General features: G+C 60.9%; 13 protein-coding genes and 1 pseudogene. 8 read left to right on the plus strand and 6 right to left on the minus strand.

Annotation, left to right across the window (positions count from 1 at the left end; genetic code table 11):
- Positions 1–468, minus strand: a 468-nt coding sequence (locus HUJ17_RS15410) for an Lrp/AsnC family transcriptional regulator (RefSeq protein WP_290511526.1), incomplete at its 3' end; no start/stop codon positions are given.
- 301 nt (positions 469–769) lie between these two features.
- On the opposite strand from HUJ17_RS15410, the gene HUJ17_RS15415 reads away from it, so the two are divergent.
- A complete protein-coding gene (locus HUJ17_RS15415; protein WP_290511527.1) occupies positions 770–2,455 on the plus strand; it encodes a 2-isopropylmalate synthase in 1,686 nt (561 codons plus the stop codon).
- Positions 2,456–2,602: 147 nt separating this feature from the next.
- On the opposite strand, the gene HUJ17_RS15420 is transcribed toward HUJ17_RS15415, so the two are convergent.
- From HUJ17_RS15420 to mtgA, 3 genes are read right to left on the minus strand one after another with little or no spacing between them, the layout of a single operon-like run.
- On the minus strand, positions 2,603–3,292 hold the full coding sequence (locus HUJ17_RS15420; protein ID WP_290511528.1) for a type 1 glutamine amidotransferase: 690 nt from the start codon (positions 3,290–3,292) through the stop codon (positions 2,603–2,605).
- 28 nt (positions 3,293–3,320) lie between these two features.
- Positions 3,321–4,649: an META domain-containing protein gene (locus tag HUJ17_RS15425; protein ID WP_290511529.1), complete on the minus strand. Its 1,329-nt coding sequence runs from the start codon at positions 4,647–4,649 to the stop codon at positions 3,321–3,323.
- Positions 4,646–5,383, minus strand: a complete 738-nt coding sequence (gene mtgA / locus HUJ17_RS15430; RefSeq protein WP_290511530.1) for a monofunctional biosynthetic peptidoglycan transglycosylase — start codon at positions 5,381–5,383, stop codon at positions 4,646–4,648. Before mtgA ends, HUJ17_RS15425 begins: the two co-directional genes overlap by 4 nt.
- A 199-nt stretch (positions 5,384–5,582) precedes the next feature.
- On the opposite strand from mtgA, the gene HUJ17_RS15435 reads away from it, so the two are divergent.
- Positions 5,583–8,165, plus strand: coding sequence for an EAL domain-containing protein (locus HUJ17_RS15435; protein WP_290511531.1), 2,583 nt, complete (start codon positions 5,583–5,585; stop codon positions 8,163–8,165).
- Between the two features lie 51 nt (positions 8,166–8,216).
- Here HUJ17_RS15435 and HUJ17_RS15440 read toward each other — a convergent pair whose 3' ends face one another.
- Complete coding sequence (locus HUJ17_RS15440) at positions 8,217–8,522, minus strand: hypothetical protein (RefSeq protein ID WP_290511532.1); 306 nt, start codon at positions 8,520–8,522, stop codon at positions 8,217–8,219.
- Between the two features lie 118 nt (positions 8,523–8,640).
- Between HUJ17_RS15440 and HUJ17_RS15445 the strand changes: the two genes are divergently transcribed.
- From HUJ17_RS15445 to ahpF, 6 genes are all read left to right on the plus strand, one after another.
- Entirely contained in the window at positions 8,641–10,161 is a 1,521-nt protein-coding gene (locus HUJ17_RS15445) for a cryptochrome/photolyase family protein (protein ID WP_290511533.1), read from the plus strand.
- Entirely contained in the window at positions 10,158–10,313 is a 156-nt protein-coding gene (locus HUJ17_RS15450; RefSeq protein WP_290498477.1) for a DUF2256 domain-containing protein, read from the plus strand. The genes HUJ17_RS15445 and HUJ17_RS15450 overlap by 4 nt, the downstream gene beginning before the upstream one ends.
- Entirely contained in the window at positions 10,310–11,734 is a 1,425-nt protein-coding gene (locus tag HUJ17_RS15455) for a DASH family cryptochrome (protein ID WP_290511534.1), read from the plus strand. The genes HUJ17_RS15450 and HUJ17_RS15455 overlap by 4 nt, the downstream gene beginning before the upstream one ends.
- On the plus strand, positions 11,731–13,236 hold the full coding sequence (locus HUJ17_RS15460) for an FAD-binding domain-containing protein (protein ID WP_290511535.1): 1,506 nt from the start codon (positions 11,731–11,733) through the stop codon (positions 13,234–13,236). The genes HUJ17_RS15455 and HUJ17_RS15460 overlap by 4 nt, the downstream gene beginning before the upstream one ends.
- A gap of 133 nt (positions 13,237–13,369) precedes the next feature.
- Positions 13,370–13,933 carry an alkyl hydroperoxide reductase subunit C gene (gene ahpC / locus HUJ17_RS15465; RefSeq protein WP_290511536.1) on the plus strand — a complete coding sequence of 188 codons (564 nt, stop codon included), beginning with the start codon at positions 13,370–13,372 and terminating at the stop codon, positions 13,931–13,933.
- 99 nt (positions 13,934–14,032) lie between these two features.
- Positions 14,033–15,655, plus strand: a complete 1,623-nt coding sequence (gene ahpF, locus HUJ17_RS15470; RefSeq protein ID WP_290511537.1) for an alkyl hydroperoxide reductase subunit F — start codon at positions 14,033–14,035, stop codon at positions 15,653–15,655.
- 74 nt (positions 15,656–15,729) lie between these two features.
- On the opposite strand, the pseudogene HUJ17_RS15475 reads toward ahpF, so the two are convergent.
- Positions 15,730–15,946, minus strand: a pseudogene (locus HUJ17_RS15475) (subtilisin); the annotation flags it as partial.

A 15,946-nucleotide genomic window follows, 5' to 3' on the forward strand; every position in this document is an offset into this window, starting at 1 on the left:
CGCCGCCGTATCCACCACCCGCCGCATGACAAAGCTGGAATGCACCCCACTGACCCCTTCGATGCGGGTGATCTTGTTGAGCAGGAAATGCTGGTAGCCATCGATATCCGGCACCACCACTTTCAGTAGATAGTCGGCCTCCTGGCCGGTGACCAGGTAGCACTGCTGCACTTCCGGGTAACTGGCCACCTTTTCCTCGAAGTTGGCAAAGCGTTCCGGGGTATGGCGGTCCATGCTGATCTGGATGATCACGGTCAGGTCCAGGCCCAGTTTGCGGGCGTCCAGCACGGTCTCCCTCTTGAGAATAATGCCAGCAGCTTCCAGCTTCTGTACCCGCCGGGAACAGGGGGAGGGGGACAGCCCCACGGTTTCTGCCAGCTGCTGGTTGGTCAGCCCGCCGTTGTGCTGCAGCGCTTCCAGGATGCGCAGGTCGGTGCGGTCCAGTTTTGCCAATGCCTGCTTGCTCATGATGATATCCGTCCTGTTTTGCATTTTTTGCGCAATATTATTGCCAATAAAGCCGATTATGGATGAAAAAAGCAAGCACATTGCCGGTGTGCTGCCGTAAAGTATCTCTCGTGGGGCGATGATGCGAACCGTCAAAAGCGGGCCGCCACTCTTCGCTGCCATCCGTGCCAACCGGCGCGCTGATCGATACCCGAGATCACAGACAACGAGTTGTTAGTTCAATCCTGCCGACACCCTTCGGATTGGATTAGGAGTTCACCCGGGGGGCAGGCCATGCCCCTTTTTCGTTTGAGGATTCGACATGAGCTTTGATCATCGCAAATACCAGCCCTTTCCGGTCATCGACAAACCCGACCGTCGCTGGCCCAGTCAGCGTATCGAGAAAGCGCCGCTGTGGGCGGCGGTGGATCTGCGTGATGGCAACCAGGCGCTGATCAAGCCCATGTCCGTGGCGCAGAAGCGCCGCTTCTTCCAGATGCTGGTGGAGCTGGGTTTCAAGGAAATCGAGGTGGGCTTCCCCTCGGCCAGCCAGATTGATTTTGATTTCTGCCGGGCCCTGATTGAGGAAGACCTGGTGCCGGATGACGTGCACATTCAGGTGCTCACCCAGGCCCGGGAAGAGTTGATTGCCCGCACCTTTGAGTCACTCAAGGGCGCAAAAAATGCCATCGTGCATATCTACAATGCCACCTCGCCCACCTTCCGAGAGCAGGTTTTCAGCGTGGACAAGGCAGGCTGCAAGGCCATTGCCGAGCGCGCCGCTGGCTGGGTGAAAGCCTGTGCCGAGAAGCAGCCGGAAACCCACTGGAGCTTCCAGTATTCCCCGGAAACCTTCAGCGCCACGGAAACCGATTTCGCCATCGAAGTGATCGATGCGGTGAATGCGGTATGGCGCCCGGACCAGGGTCAGCGGGTGATCATCAACTTGCCGGCCACGGTGGAGGTGAGCACGCCCAATGTGTTTGCCGACCAGGTAGAGCTTGTACATGAGAACATTCAGCATCGTGAGCACGTGATCATCAGCGTGCATACCCACGATGACCGGGGCTGTGGTGTGGCGGCCGCGGAAATGGCTGTCATGGCCGGTGCGGATCGGGTGGAAGGCACCTTGCTGGGCAACGGCGAACGGACCGGGAACATGGATCTGGTCACCGCCGGGATGAACCTGTACAGCCAGGGCATCGATCCGCAAATCGACTTTTCGCGGATGAAGGAGATTGTTGCCCTGGTGGAGGAGATCACCGATATCCAGACCCACCCGCGCCATCCCTATGCGGGCGATCTGGTCTTCAGCGCTTTCTCCGGCAGTCATCAGGATGCTATCCGCAAGTGTCTGGCCCGCTATCAAGAGGGGGATATCTGGCAGGTGGCCTATCTGCCCATCGACCCGGCGGATGTGGGCCGTCGCTACGAGGAAGTGGTGCGGATCAATTCCCAGTCCGGCAAGGGCGGTGTCGCCCACGTGCTGGAGCGGGATTTCGGTATCGATCTGCCGCGCTGGTTGCAGCAGGAACTGGCCGGGGTGGTGCAGAAAGATGCGGAGGAAGACGGTGGCGAGATCACCAGCGAGCGGGTACATCGTCGCTTCAACAGTGATTACCTGAACGTGCCCATGGGGTGGATGTTGCGCTCCTATGACCTGAACCGCAGCAACGACCAGGTGCAGGCCCAGATCAGCATTGGCGATGCCAGCCAGCCGGTGACCCTGTTGTCCGGCCGCGGAGATGGGGCCATGTCGGCATTGGTGGATGCGCTCAACCGGCGTATCGGTGGCGAGGTGAAGGTAGTGTCCTTCGATGAGTATTCATTGGGTGACAATACCGAAGCCAACGCCATGGCCTGTGTGCGGGTGCAGGTGGGGGACACGGTGCAGAGTGCCGTGGCCACCGCTGCGGATACCACTGCGGCTGCCTTGCAGGCGATTCTGTCGGCTGTGGGCAGGGTGCAGGAAGGTAGTGAGAGGCAATTGATAGTTGAGAATGGATAATTGATAACGGCGCGAATGAGCCGTTAGGGATTCTCAAAGCAAAGAGGCCGCGCCCATCGTATGGGCGCGGCCTCTTGCGTTTCGGGGCATGGATTGCTGTCACGCGCCGTTATCAATTATCCATTTTCAATTATCAATCAATTGCCCCTAGCGCAGAAATGCCCCCAACACTCTCCCCAGCAGTTGTTTTGCATCCTCAAAGCGCTGCTCATCCGCCAGCATGCTGGCGCGGCTTTCCACCCAGGGGCCGTCGGCCAGATCTTCCGGGCAGGCATCGCACAGGGCGGCGGCATTGTCGGTCTGCAGCTCCAGGTGAAACTGCAAACCCAGCACGTTATCCCCGTAACGAAATGCCTGATTGGCGCAGCCTTTGCTCTCCAGCAGGTGTACGGCACCATCAGGAATGGCAAAGGTGTCGCCGTGCCAGTGCAGCACGGGCGGGGCACCGGCAAACAGTTTGCCGATGCTGTCGGACTTCCCGGCGCTGGTGGGGTAGACCGGAAACCAGCCGATTTCCCTGTCTCTGTTAGCGGTTACCGGGGCGCCCAGTACCCGGGCTATCAGTTGTGCACCAAGACAGATGCCGAGGACTTTCTTTCCGGCGGCGATGCTGTCGCGGATCAGGGCCTTTTCCGGGGCCATCCAGGAATGGCTGTGATCATCATCCGCCCCCATGGGGCCGCCCATGACCACCAGCACATCAAACTCGCTGATGTCAGGGAGTGAGTCGTCCTGAAACAGCAGCGACTGGCTGATGTTGATGTCGCGCTCCCGGAACCAGACTTCCATGGCGCCCAGTTGTTCGAATGGGACGTGGGACAGGTAATGGATGCGCATGGTCTTTCCCTTTAGCGCTCAAACGGGGTTACAGCGCGATGGCCTGAAAGCCGGCCAGCGGCTGGTTATTGTCATCGAACAGGGTGAGCAGCTCGCCGTCGATACGAAACCTGCTAGTGGCTTTCAGTGCCTGCAAAAAGGCCTGTTCCCCCTCCATCTCCGGGCAGGCCTTGCGGGTGGTCGCGATGGGGCCGAAGGACAGGGTCTCGCCGTCTTGCTGGTAGCTGCCATTGAGGCCATTGCAGCCGGCATGCCCGATCACCTTGCCCTCGCTGTCCAGGGTCAGGTATGGCGATTGTTCAACGTCTGCATCAATAATGTCATCGCCGAGGGCGCTGAGCTGCCAGCGGGTGTTGGTCAGCTCCGCGCCGGGCAGGCGGCAGTTGTCACTGCCGTTCTCCAGGGAATAGCTTTCCACGATGATGCCATTCTGGGTGCTGCCTTCCTGTGCGCCGGGCACCTTGCGCAGCAGGCCGCTGACCGTGGCCACACGGGGTTGCAGGGGATACTCACGGGCGGCCTCGAAGGCGTCGATCAGGTCGTCGCGCTGGGGGCCGGCCAGTTGCAGGCGGCGATCGCTATTACAGAGAATCAGGCTGGTGGTGCCGTACTGGTACACCAGGGCGCCGCGCAAGGTTTCGCTGGCCGTCATCACCGCACTGAGAGGCAGGGTGATATCGGCAAACTGGCCCCGGCTAAACACCAGTGGGGTGGACTCGGACTGGAAGAACAGGCCGCCGTCGGCGAGGATCTGGCTGCTTACCTGATAGTTGCTCTCAGCGTTCACCGAGTTGGCCGGGTAGTAAAGCCGGAAGGGCTGGCTGAGTGCGTCATTGGTCAGGGGGATCAGGCGGCGGATCACGGTGTCATTGCTGGGGGTGAGCAGGGACACAGTCAGCACCGCCTTGTCGGGCAGTTCGCTATCTTCGGGTAATTCCACCTTGCCGCTAAGGTGACCCACGGTGTTGTTGGCACGTTGATAGTCGCCGTTGAACAAGGGGCTTTCGGCTGGCTCTGCCTCCCCGGTAGCTGGGGTGGATGGGCTCAGGCTGAGGATGTCCTGCTGTTGCTCGCCCTTACCGCTCTGGGTTTCCACTGCCAGCCGGCTGTTATCCAGATAGCGGAAGGTGAAGGTGCCATCGTCGTTTTCCCAGGTCAGACCCTGGCGCTGGTTGTCGGCGGGCAGGTAAAAATCGCCGTTTTCTTCCAGTACCAGTATCTGCTCTCCGTTTTGCCAGGCACCTACCAGCGGGTTGCCAGTGTCCTGGGTGGCCGGCGGCGAGACCGGAGTGCTGTCATTGTCACTACAACCCAGCAGGGTCAGGCCGGTCAGGCAAAGTATCGCAAACTGCTTCATTCTTGAGGGTTTCCTTGGAGAGGTTCGGGTTCAGGTGGAGCTGGCAGCGGCAGGTTTCCCGGGTCGGGGATACGCACCAGCGCCATTTGCCCCTGAATCCATTGGGCCCGTTGTTGTACATAATCAGTCGGGCCCTTGAAATCATAGTAGTTGGGGCGCGGCAGCATGGCTGCCAGTTGTGCTGCCTGGTCGATGCTGAGTTCGGCAGCACTGACCTGGAAGTAGTGTCTGGACGCCGCTTCTGCACCGTAAATCTGGTGCCCCCACTGGGCCACATTCAGATACAGCTCAAGGATGCGACGTTTACTCAGGCCTATTTCCAGCATCATCGCAATCATGGCTTCCTGAATCTTGCGGGTATAGCTGCGGGCACCGGAAAGGTACAGGTTCTTGGCCAGTTGCTGGGTGATGGTGGAGCCGCCAGCTACCGGCTTGCCGGCTTCCAGGTTGCGCTGAAGGGCGTAACGGATGCCCTGCCAGTCGAAGCCGCTGTGGTTGGTGAACTGGGCATCCTCGGAGATCAGCACCGAGCGTTTCAGGTAATCGCTGATCTGATCGTAGTCCCGCCAGTATTGTTGTACCTGCCCCTGGGCCTTGGCCCGTTGCATATAGGCGCTGCCCTCCGGGTTGTGGTGCTGCAAGCGCAGCACCTGGCCCAGGTACCAGAGCTGGGACAGGGTAAAGGCCACAAACAACAGGGCAAGGCATTGTAGGGTGCGGTATCGGAACGTCATGGTCTGCAAGCCGGTTAGGCAATACTCCTTTGCGGGCAGCGACGGACAGGCCGCGGGCGGATATTCGGATCATAGGCCCACTGATAGTCACCCAATTGTCGGTGAAAGTTCCGGTTTTGTCAGGTGAGGCTGGCAAGTCAGGGGCTGGCAGTTCAAAAAGTGAACAGGGGATAACAATAACCGACAACGGACGTGAGCCATGCAGGTTTTGCTGATTGGGGCAGCCTTGGGGGCAGTGACCCTGGCGATCATTCTCTTCCGCCGTGAGCGTGCTGGTCGAATCGCTCTGGCGGCACGGGAGAAACGCTTTCGCCTGACCATGGAGCATTCACCCATTGCCATGGCGTTGATGGGGCCGGATGGTAGATGGTTGGCGGTCAATCGGGCTCTTTGTCAGCTTACCGGGTACCGTGAAGAGGCGCTTCTCGAGAGCACCTTTCAGCAGCTGATCTACCCGGATGACCTTCAGGATGATCTGCAGCAATTGGGCTTTTTGCTGGCGGGCCGGGTAGACAACCTGCGCCTGGAAAAGCGCTATGTCACCCGGGCTGGTGAGCTGGTCTGGGTTCGCCTGTCCATTGCTGGTGTGTGTGAAGACGATAGCGTTCGCTATCTGATTGTTCAGTGCGAGGATATCCAGGCCGAGAAGGAGGCAGAACATGCTCTGGCGGAAAGTCGTCGTCAGTTGCAACTGGCCCTGTCCGCCGGAGGCGTGGGCATCTGGCAGTACAACACCATAACCGGCCAGCTGGACTGGGATGAGCGTATTTACGAGATGTACGGCGTCAAGCCCGGGCAGGAGGGCGATGGCACTCTGAAAATCTGGTACGACCGCATTCATCCGGATGACCTGGCCCAGCTGCGGCCCCGACTGCAGCAGGTTATGGAGGCCCCCGGGGAGCTGGACGGTGAGTTTCGCATCCTCACTCCCGCAGGCGAGGAGCGCTATATCCGTGCCCGGGCGGAAACCACCCTGATCGGTCCGGACAAGGTGCCAGTGATGGTCGGTACCAACTGGGATGTGACCGCCGAACGGATCATGCAACACTCCCTTGCCCACGAGAAGGAAAGCTTGCGGGTGACCCTCAACTCCATTGCCGACGGGGTTATCGCCACGGATCAAGACGGGCGGATTACCTTCATGAATCCAGTGGCAGAATCGTTAACTGGCTGGCGGGAAAGGGATGCCGAGGGCGAGCCCGTGGATAAGGTACTGCAGCTCAGTGATGAGGAGGGGCGGCCAACGCTTACCAATCCCATTGCAGTGGCCCTGCGCGGCGGCGATATGTGTTTTCTGCGCGAGGACTGTTTTCTGCTGAACCGCGACGGCAGTCGCTATGAAATCCAGGATTCCGCTGCCCCGGTGAAAACCGCAGACGGTGATGTGAAAGGGGCGGTGATGGTATTTCGTGATGTGAGCGCCCGTCGGGCCATGCAGAAGAAGCTGCGCTATCACGCCACCCATGATGCGCTGACCGGCCTGACCAACCGGCGCGAATTTGAAAACACCCTGCAGCAGACACTGGATGAAGGCATCGCCGAGCATAGTGTGTTGTGCTTTATCGATCTGGATCGTTTCAAGGTGGTCAACGATACCGCCGGCCATGTGGCCGGCGATGCCCTGTTGCGCGAATGCGCCCGGGTCATTGGTCGTCAGATTCGCGACGGGGATGTGGTGGCCCGGCTGGGCGGCGACGAATTCGGTCTGCTGTTGCGCAGCTGCCCGTCTGACAAGGCCGTGCAGATTGCCGAAAGGCTGATCGCGGCCCTGGGAGACATCCGTTTTGCCTGGAAAGATTCCCTCTACGATATCGGCGCCAGCGTCGGTCTGGTGCAACTTGATGGCAATCTGATCAGTGTGGAAGAAGCCATGAGTCGGGCAGATGTTGCCTGCTATGCCGCCAAACATCGAGGCCGTAATCGGGTCTCTGTGTACACCCCGGATGACAGCGAAGCCTCTCGCCGGCATCTGGAATTACAGATGGCCGCAGGCCTGCGCGAGTCCCTGGAGTCGGATCGCTTTCTGCTCTATGCCCAGGAAATCCGGCCCATCGGTGGGGAAACGGAGACCTCCCATTACGAAATTCTGTTGCGCCTGCGGGACCGTAACGGCGACATTCTCAATCCGGGGGCCTTTATTCCGGCGGCGGAGCGCTACCAGATGATGCCGCACATTGATCGCTGGGTGCTCACTCAGCTGCTGGTCACGCTCAGCGAGGAATTGGCCGCCCTGCCCAACCTGCATCTGGCCATCAATCTGTCAGCTACCTCCCTGGATGACCCCACCTTTATTCCGTTTCTGGAGGAGCTGCTTGATAGCACCTCGGTGGCGCCCGAGCGGCTTACCTTCGAGATCACGGAAACCACTGTGGTCAATCAGCTGTCCAGTGCCAGCGAGTTGCTGGCGCGGATTCGCCAGAAGGGTAGCAAGGTGGCGCTGGATGATTTTGGCAGTGGCTTCAGCTCGTTCAATTATCTGAAGCACTTCCAGGTGGACTTCATCAAGATCGACGGCAGTTTCGTACGCAACCTGCTTTATTCCAGCGTGGATCGCACCATTGTTGAATCCATCAGTGGAGTGGCCCACCGGCTGGGGGTGAAAACCGTGGCGGAATATGTGGAAGATATCGCCATGATTCCGGTGCTGGAGGAGGCCGGTGTGGACTTCGTCCAGGGCTATGCCATTGGTCGGCCCCAGCCGTTGGCCATGCTGTTCGAGCAACTGGTGGCATCCTCGTTACTGCATGGGCGGCAACTACGGTTGGTGAATCGGGACGCCTGAGTCTGGCAGGGCCAGGAGGCGACTTGCTCGCAGGGCACTAACGATGAGGGGTTACTCCTTGCCCGGGGAGAGCGGTGTCAGGCTGTCATCCGCCTGCCACTTTTCCAGCTCCCGCGTCATGGAGGGCTGGGTGGTCTCTTTCTGCAGGTCCCGGGCCTGTTGCTTGAGCCGCCCGCCGGCATCATCGCTTCTGCTGCTGCCGCCGAGCCGGGTCTGCGGCACACTGCTCAGGCCGTCATAATCTACCCCGTAGTGATAGTTCTCCTCATAAACATCATCACCACGGATGTAGTCGTAACCTTCGGCATGGACCATGCCGACCAGTAGACTGGCAGCCATCAATACGATTCGCACCATGGGTTTTCTCCCTGTCTGTCCTTACCGGGTGGGACAGATTGACCCGGGCCGGGTTCCTTCACCCGGCGGCAACTCCCATGACGGCATTCTTGAACTTTCAGATGTTGCGGGAGAGGTCGTGAAAGTCGGAATCATTCTGGGTGACCAGCTCAGCCTGTCCCTGCCCACGTTGCAGGCGCTGGACAAAACCCGCGACCGGCTGGTGATGGCGGAGGTGCCCGCCGAGGCCACCTACGTGGGTCACCACAAGCAGAAGATTGCCTTTATCTTCAGTGCCATGCGCCACTTTGCCGCGGACCTGCGGGAGGCGGGCTGGCAACTGGACTACCTTGCCTATGGCGAGCATGACCACACCAGCCTGCTCGATGTGCTGGTGCCGGTCTGTGAATCCGCCGAAGAGCTGGTGGTAACCCACTGCGGTGAATACCGTTTGCAGCAGCAGATCGAGGTGCACTGGCCCCGCCAGTTGCCCTGTCCGGTCACCTGCCTGCAGGACAGTCGGTTTCTCTGCTCGCCGGCGTTCTTCCAGCGCTGGGCCAGTGGCAAGAAACAGCTGCGCATGGAGTTTTTCTACCGGGAAATGCGTCGCCACACCGGCCTGCTCATGGAAGGGGATGAACCGGTGGGTGGCCAATGGAATTTCGATGCCAGCAACCGCAAGGCCTACAAGGGGGAGGTCCCCTTGCCCGTGGACCTTTCCTTCCCCCGCGATGCCATCGACAGGGAGGTGCTGGCGCTGGTGGAGCAGGCGTTTCCGGAACACCTCGGCAACCTGACGGATTTTCGCTGGGGCACCACCGCCGCCCAGGCGCAACAGGCGCTGGCGCACTTTATCCAACAACGCCTGCCGCACTTCGGTGATTTCCAGGATGCCATGGTCACCGGGGAAGACACCCTGTTCCACAGCCTGCTGTCGCCGTATCTGAACATTGGCCTGCTGGACCCGCTGGCGGTCTGTCAGGCCGCCGAGCAAGCCTGGTGGGATGGCCTGGCGCCGCTCAATGCGGTGGAGGGGTTTATTCGCCAGATACTGGGCTGGCGGGAATATGTGCGGGGAATCTACTGGCTGCTGATGCCGGATTACGCCGCAGAAAACCGGCTCAACAATCAGCGTCCACTGCCCGGTTATTACTGGAGCGGCGACACGCGCATGCACTGCATGTCGGAATCACTGCGCAACACCCTGGATCATGCCTACGCCCATCATATCCAGAGGCTGATGGTCACCGGCAATTTTGCCCTGCTGCTGGGGGTGCTGCCGGAGGCCATTTGTCAGTGGTACCTGGAGGTGTATGCGGATGCCTACGACTGGGTGGAGTTGCCCAACACCCTGGGGATGGTGATGCATGCGGATGGCGGCTATCTGGGTAGCAAACCCTACGCAGCGTCCGGCAGTTACATCAATCGCATGTCCGACTATTGCAAGCACTGCCAGTACAACGTCAAGACCGCCAGCGAATCGGACAGCTGCCCGTTCAACTCCCTCTACTGGCATTTCATTCATCGTCATCGCCGCCAGTTCCAGCACAACCACCGCATGCGGATGATCTATCGCAACCTGGATCGCATGGATCCCGCCAAGGTGAACGCCATGCTGGATCGCGCAGAGCAGTTGCTGGCAGACCCGGAGGCTCTGTGAGCAGCGGCTGGAAGGGCAACAAGGCGGCGCTGCCGGAGAAAACCTGCCCGGTCTGCCAGCGACCTTTCAGTTGGCGTCGCAAATGGGCGCGGCACTGGGAGCAGGTGGTGTACTGCAGTGAACGCTGTCGCCGTCAGGGGAGGCCGCAATGATTACCGTGGTCTGGTTCCGGCAGGATTTACGCGTGGCAGACCAGCCGCTGCTGCAGCGGGCGGCCAGCCTGTCACAGCCGGTGCTGGGCCTGTACCTGTTGCCCGATCATTGGTTGCAAGCGGACGCGGACGGCATGGATCGGCTGGGGTCGGCCAAGACCGCCTTTCTGCTGGAAAGCCTCGACGACTTGCAGGCGCGGCTGGCCCAATTGGGGGTGGCGCTGCAGTGTCTGCGGGCGGACCCGGTGACCCTGTTTGGCCATTGGCATGCCAGCCAGCCTTTGCAGGTGGTGACCGCGGTGGCCCAGGCCCCGGAAGAAGCCGCCATGATTGCCGCCCTGCGACAGGCCGGCATCCGGGTTGTCGAGGAAGAGACCCAGACCTTGCTTGCCGCCGAGGCCTTGCCCTGGGAGGGATCGTTCCCGGCCACCTTCAGCCGTTTCCGGCGCAAGGTGGAGAACCGGGACGGCGTGCCGGTCACGGCCCCGGACGGCCCTGCGCCATCTCTTCGTGCCGCCCAACCCCTGCCGCCTCCAGCCTTCGCCGAACCGGCCCGCGAACTATTGGCATTACGCTGCCGGCATTGGCAGCGAAACTCCCGGGACTACTTTTCCCTGAGCGGGGGAGAGCAGGCCGGTCTGCAGTGGCTGGAACATTATCTGTTTGAAACCCGCAGCGTGGACCACTACAAGCAGACCCGGAATCAACTGATCGGCGAACATTACTCCAGCCGCCTGAGCGCCTACCTGGCCTGGGGTAATGTGTCTGTGAGGCGGGTCTGGCAGCGCATTCTCGACTATGAGGCCGTTCAGGGTGCCAACCCGGGCAGTGAATGGCTGCGGGTGGAATTGCTGTGGCGGGAGTTTTACCACTGGTCGCTGCGGGAGCATGGCGCGCGGGTGTTTCACTATGCCGGTCTCAATGACGAGGGACCGGGACAGCCAGAACCGGCATCGTTATTGGCCCGGGAATACTGGCAGCGTTGGTGTCAGGCCGAGACCGGGCTCCCCTTTATCGATGCCAACCTGCGCGAACTGATGGCCACCGGCTATGCCTCCAACCGGGGGCGGCAGAACCTGGCCAGCTTCTGGGTGAACGATATGGGGCTGGACTGGCGCCGGGGCGCCCGCTGGTTTCAGCATTACCTGGTGGACGATGATGTGGCTTCCAACTGGGGCAACTGGGCCTACATCGCCGGCGTGGGGCACGACGCCCGTGGCGGTCGACGCTTCAGTCCCACCCGCCAGTGCCAGCAGTACGATCCCCGGGGCGAGCATCTGCATTACTGGTTGCCCGCCCTGCGGGGACTCTCTGCGCGTCAGTGTTTGTCGCTGCATTTCACCTTTGGCCAGGCGGATCCGCTGCCCGATTACCCGGCGGCCATGCTGCCGCTCCCCGCTGCGGACCTGAAACTGGCATGACGGTGCAAGTGGTCTGGTTCAAGCGCGACCTGCGCGCACACGATCACGGCCCGCTGGCCCGAGCCTGCCGGGAAGGCCCGGTGTTGCCGCTGTATATCCTGGAGCCGGCGTACTGGCAGCAGCCGGACACCAGCCTGCGGCAATGGCGTTTTGTGGCGGAAAGCCTGCGGGATCTGCGCGGGCAACTGGCCCGGCTGGGGTTGCCGCTGTGGGTGGTGGAAGGGGAGGCCGTCTCCGTGCTGGCGGGTCTGCAGCACCGGCTTGGTGACATGGTGCTGCACAGTCATGAGGAATACGGCGGCGCCTGGACCTACGCCCGCGACCGGGCCGTGAAGCAGTGGTGTCGGGAGCAGCGGGTGCCCTGGCATGAGGAGGCGCCTTTTGGCGTCCAGCGCCCCTGTCTGGACCGGGATCACTGGGGCGCCCACTGGCAGCAATTCATGACCCGCCCCCTGGCTACACTGCCGTCCCGTATTCAGGCGGCAGCCTCCGCCGATCCCTGGCCGGATTTGCGCACCGCCCGAGGTGCAGACCGTTCCGACTGCCCGGGGCGTCAGCACGGTGGCACCGATACGGCGGAACCGGTCTGGCAGAGTTTTCTGGAGCGGCGGGCACGGGGTTATCGCGGTGGCATCAGTGCCCCGCAGAAAGCGGAGCACTGCGGCGCGCGTATCAGCCCCTATCTGGCCTGGGGCTGTCTGAGCCTGCGCCGGGTCGTGCAGGAGACCTGGGAAGCGCTGGAGCAGGAGGAGGATCCGGCCCTGCGAGCCGGTCTGTCCGCCTTCGAGTCGCGCCTGTGGTGGCACTGCCACTTTATCCAGAAACTGGAAGATCAGGTGTCCATGGAGACCTGCAGCGTGCACCCGCTGTTGCGCAACCTGCGCGATGAACCGGGCAACCCGCAGTGGTTGGCGGCCTGGCAGAGCGGCCATACCGGCTGGCCGCTGGTGGATGCGGCCATGCGTTATCTGCACCACCATGGCTGGATCAACTTCCGCATGCGCGCCATGCTGGTGTCCATGGCCTGTTATCCGCTCTGGCTGCACTGGCGGCAACCGGCGTTGCATCTGGCGCGCCTGTTTGTGGATTACGAGCCGGGCATCCATTTTCCCCAGATGCAGATGCAGGCCGGTGTCACCGGCATCAATGCGCTGCGCATGTACAACCCCACCTTGCAGGCCCGCAAACTGGACCCGGAGGGCACCTTTATTCGCCGTTGGGTGCCGGAGCTGGGCAGGGTCTCGTCCACCTGGATTCATCAGCCCTGGCAGATGGGGCCGCGCCAGCAACGGGACGCCGGCGTGGTGATCGGGCAGGATTACCCGGCACCGCTGGTGTGTTTCGACACGGCCGTGCGCGAGGCCCGTCAGCGACTGGCCCAGGCCCGACAGCAGGCCGGTTTCCGGGACGAGAGCCGGGCCGTCAATCAACGCCATGGCAGCCGCCGGCGTCGCCCTCGCCGCGGCCGCAAGGCGGATGATTCCCAGCTGTCCCTGTTCTGAGGAGGTACTGGTAGTTCGTTAGATATTCCCTATCGCCATGATAAGAAGTTTCAAATTTAACTATCAGGGCAGATTCCCCATTCTATTGTTCGTCGAAACGAATCGATAAGCCAACCTAGGGAGTCTTAACCACATGGCACTGATCAACAGCGAAATCCAACCGTTCAACGCCACCGCCTTCAAGCAGGGCGAGTTTGTCGACATCTCCGAAGCGGATGTGAAAGGCAAGTGGGCCATCTTTTTCTTCTATCCCGCCGACTTTACCTTTGTGTGCCCCACCGAACTGGGTGATGTGGCTGACAAATATGACGAGCTGCAGAAGCTGGGCGTGGAAGTGTTCTCCGTATCCACCGATACCCACTTCACCCACAAGGCCTGGCACGACACCTCCGAGACCATCGGCAAGATCAACTACTACATGGTCGGCGACCAGACCGGCACCATCACCAACAATTTCGGTGTGATGCGTGAAGGTCAGGGCCTGGCGGATCGCGCCACCTTCCTGATCGATCCGGATGGCGTGATCCAGGCCATGGAAATCACCGCCGAAGGCATCGGCCGTGACGCCGACGACCTGATGCGCAAGGTGAAAGCCGCCCAATACGTTCGCAACCACCCCGGTGAAGTGTGCCCGGCCAAGTGGAAAGAAGGCGAAGAAACCCTGGCGCCTTCCCTGGACCTGGTCGGCAAGATCTAAACCAGTCCGTTGCCTCCCTGTCCTTCTCCCTCACCGGGAGAAGGGTTGGGGGCGCCCATCCCTTTGCACTGTCACCCATGAACCAGGAAAGGAACAGACATGCTCACGAATGACATCCTGCAGGCCCTGAAAGGCTATGCAGCCAACATGCAGAAAAAAATCACCTTCGTGCTGCAGACCGGTGCGCACGATAAGCGCGATGAACTGGTGACGTTTCTCTCCGACATCGCCGGTGTCAGTGACAACCTGGCCTTCGAGGAACGGGACCTGGGTGATGCCCTGCGCAGCCCCATTTCCTTCCTGCTGGAGGCGGACGGCGAGGACACCGGTATCCGTTTTTCCGGTATTCCGGCCGGCCACGAATTCAACTCCCTGGTGCTGGCGTTTCTGCATGCATCAGGTACCGACATCAAGCTGGATGACAGCCTGCAGCGCATGGTCGCCAACGTGAAAGACGACCTGCATTTCGAGGTGTTCATCAGCCTGAGCTGTCACAACTGTCCGGACGTGGTGCAGGCGCTCAATCAGTTCGCCTTGCTCAATCCGCGCATCAAGACTGAAATGATCGACGGCGGCCTGTTCCAGGACACCGTGAAGGCCCGCGACATCCAGGGTGTTCCCAGCGTGTACCTGAATGGCGAGCTGTTCGCCAATGGCAAGGTCACCGCCGCCGAGCTGATCGACAAACTGCTGGCGTTTGATCCGGCCATCGCCCAGGCAAGCGCCGGGGAAAAACTGCCGCTGCAGGACGTGACCGTGATCGGCGGCGGCCCCGCCGGCGTGGCGTCGGCCATCTACAGTGCCCGCAAGGGTCTGAAAGTCACCCTGATTGCCGACCGTATTGGCGGCCAGGTGAAAGACACCATGGATATCGAGAACCTGATCTCGGTGAAGAAAACCACCGGCCCGGAACTGTCCGGTGCCCTGCACGCCCACATGAACGACTACGATGTGACCGTGAAGGAACACCTGAAAGTGGCCGAGGTGCGCAACGGCCAGATCAAGACCGTGGTGCTGTCCTCCGGCGAGGAAATCGACACCAAGACCGTGATCGTGGCCACCGGTGCCAAATGGCGTGAGCTGGGTGTGCCCGGCGAGAAAGAGAACATCGGTAACGGTGTGGCTTACTGCCCGCATTGCGACGGTCCCTTCTTCAAGGGCAAGGACGTGGCGGTAATCGGCGGCGGTAACTCCGGTATTGAAGCGGCACTGGATCTGGCCGGCATCGTCAAATCCGTCACCGTGTTTGAATTCATGCCCGAGCTGAAAGCGGACAAGGTGCTGGTGGACAAGGCCGAGCAGAAGGCCAATATCACCATTCACCGCAACGCGGCCACCCGTGAAATCAAGGCCAGCAACGGCAAGGTCAGTGCCATTGAGTATCAGGACCGGGCCACGGAAACCGTCCATGAATTGCCGCTGGAAGGGGTGTTCGTGCAGATCGGGCTGGTGCCCAACAGTGATTTCCTGGACGGGGTAGTGGAACGCTCCCGCTTCGGCGAGATTGTGATCAATGAGAAATGCCAGACCTCAGAGGAAGGCATCTATGCCTGCGGCGATGTGACCACGGTGCCCTACAAGCAGATCGTCATTGCCATGGGCGAGGGTTCCAAGGCGTCCCTGGCGGCCTTCGAATATCTGATGACCCAAGGCGACCGTCTGGAAGACTTGTATGAGGGTGAGCAGAATCATGATGAGCAACAGGATGCTGCCGTGGCCTGATCCTGCTGACGCTTACCGGTAGAACGAAAAAACCACCGCAAGCGGTGGTTTTTTCGTTTAAGGGAAAGGCGTGTTTAGCGCGGGTTCGCCAACAGCGTATAAGCGCCGGAGCCGCTTTGCGCTGTGACGCGCCAGCGGTAGGTACCGCTGCCCACCGAGCCGTTCAGGGTCGCCACGCCGTTCTGCGGCTGGGCGCTGCCCACCTGGGACCAGCTACAGCCGAAAAAGAGGAAGCAGCTACGTTGCTCCAGGGCCAGCGAGAAGGCACCACCGGCAGGGCTGTACAGGAAG

Source organism: Alcanivorax sp. (assembly GCF_014762765.1).
In the GTDB taxonomy this organism is placed as follows: domain Bacteria; phylum Pseudomonadota; class Gammaproteobacteria; order Pseudomonadales; family Alcanivoracaceae; genus Alcanivorax.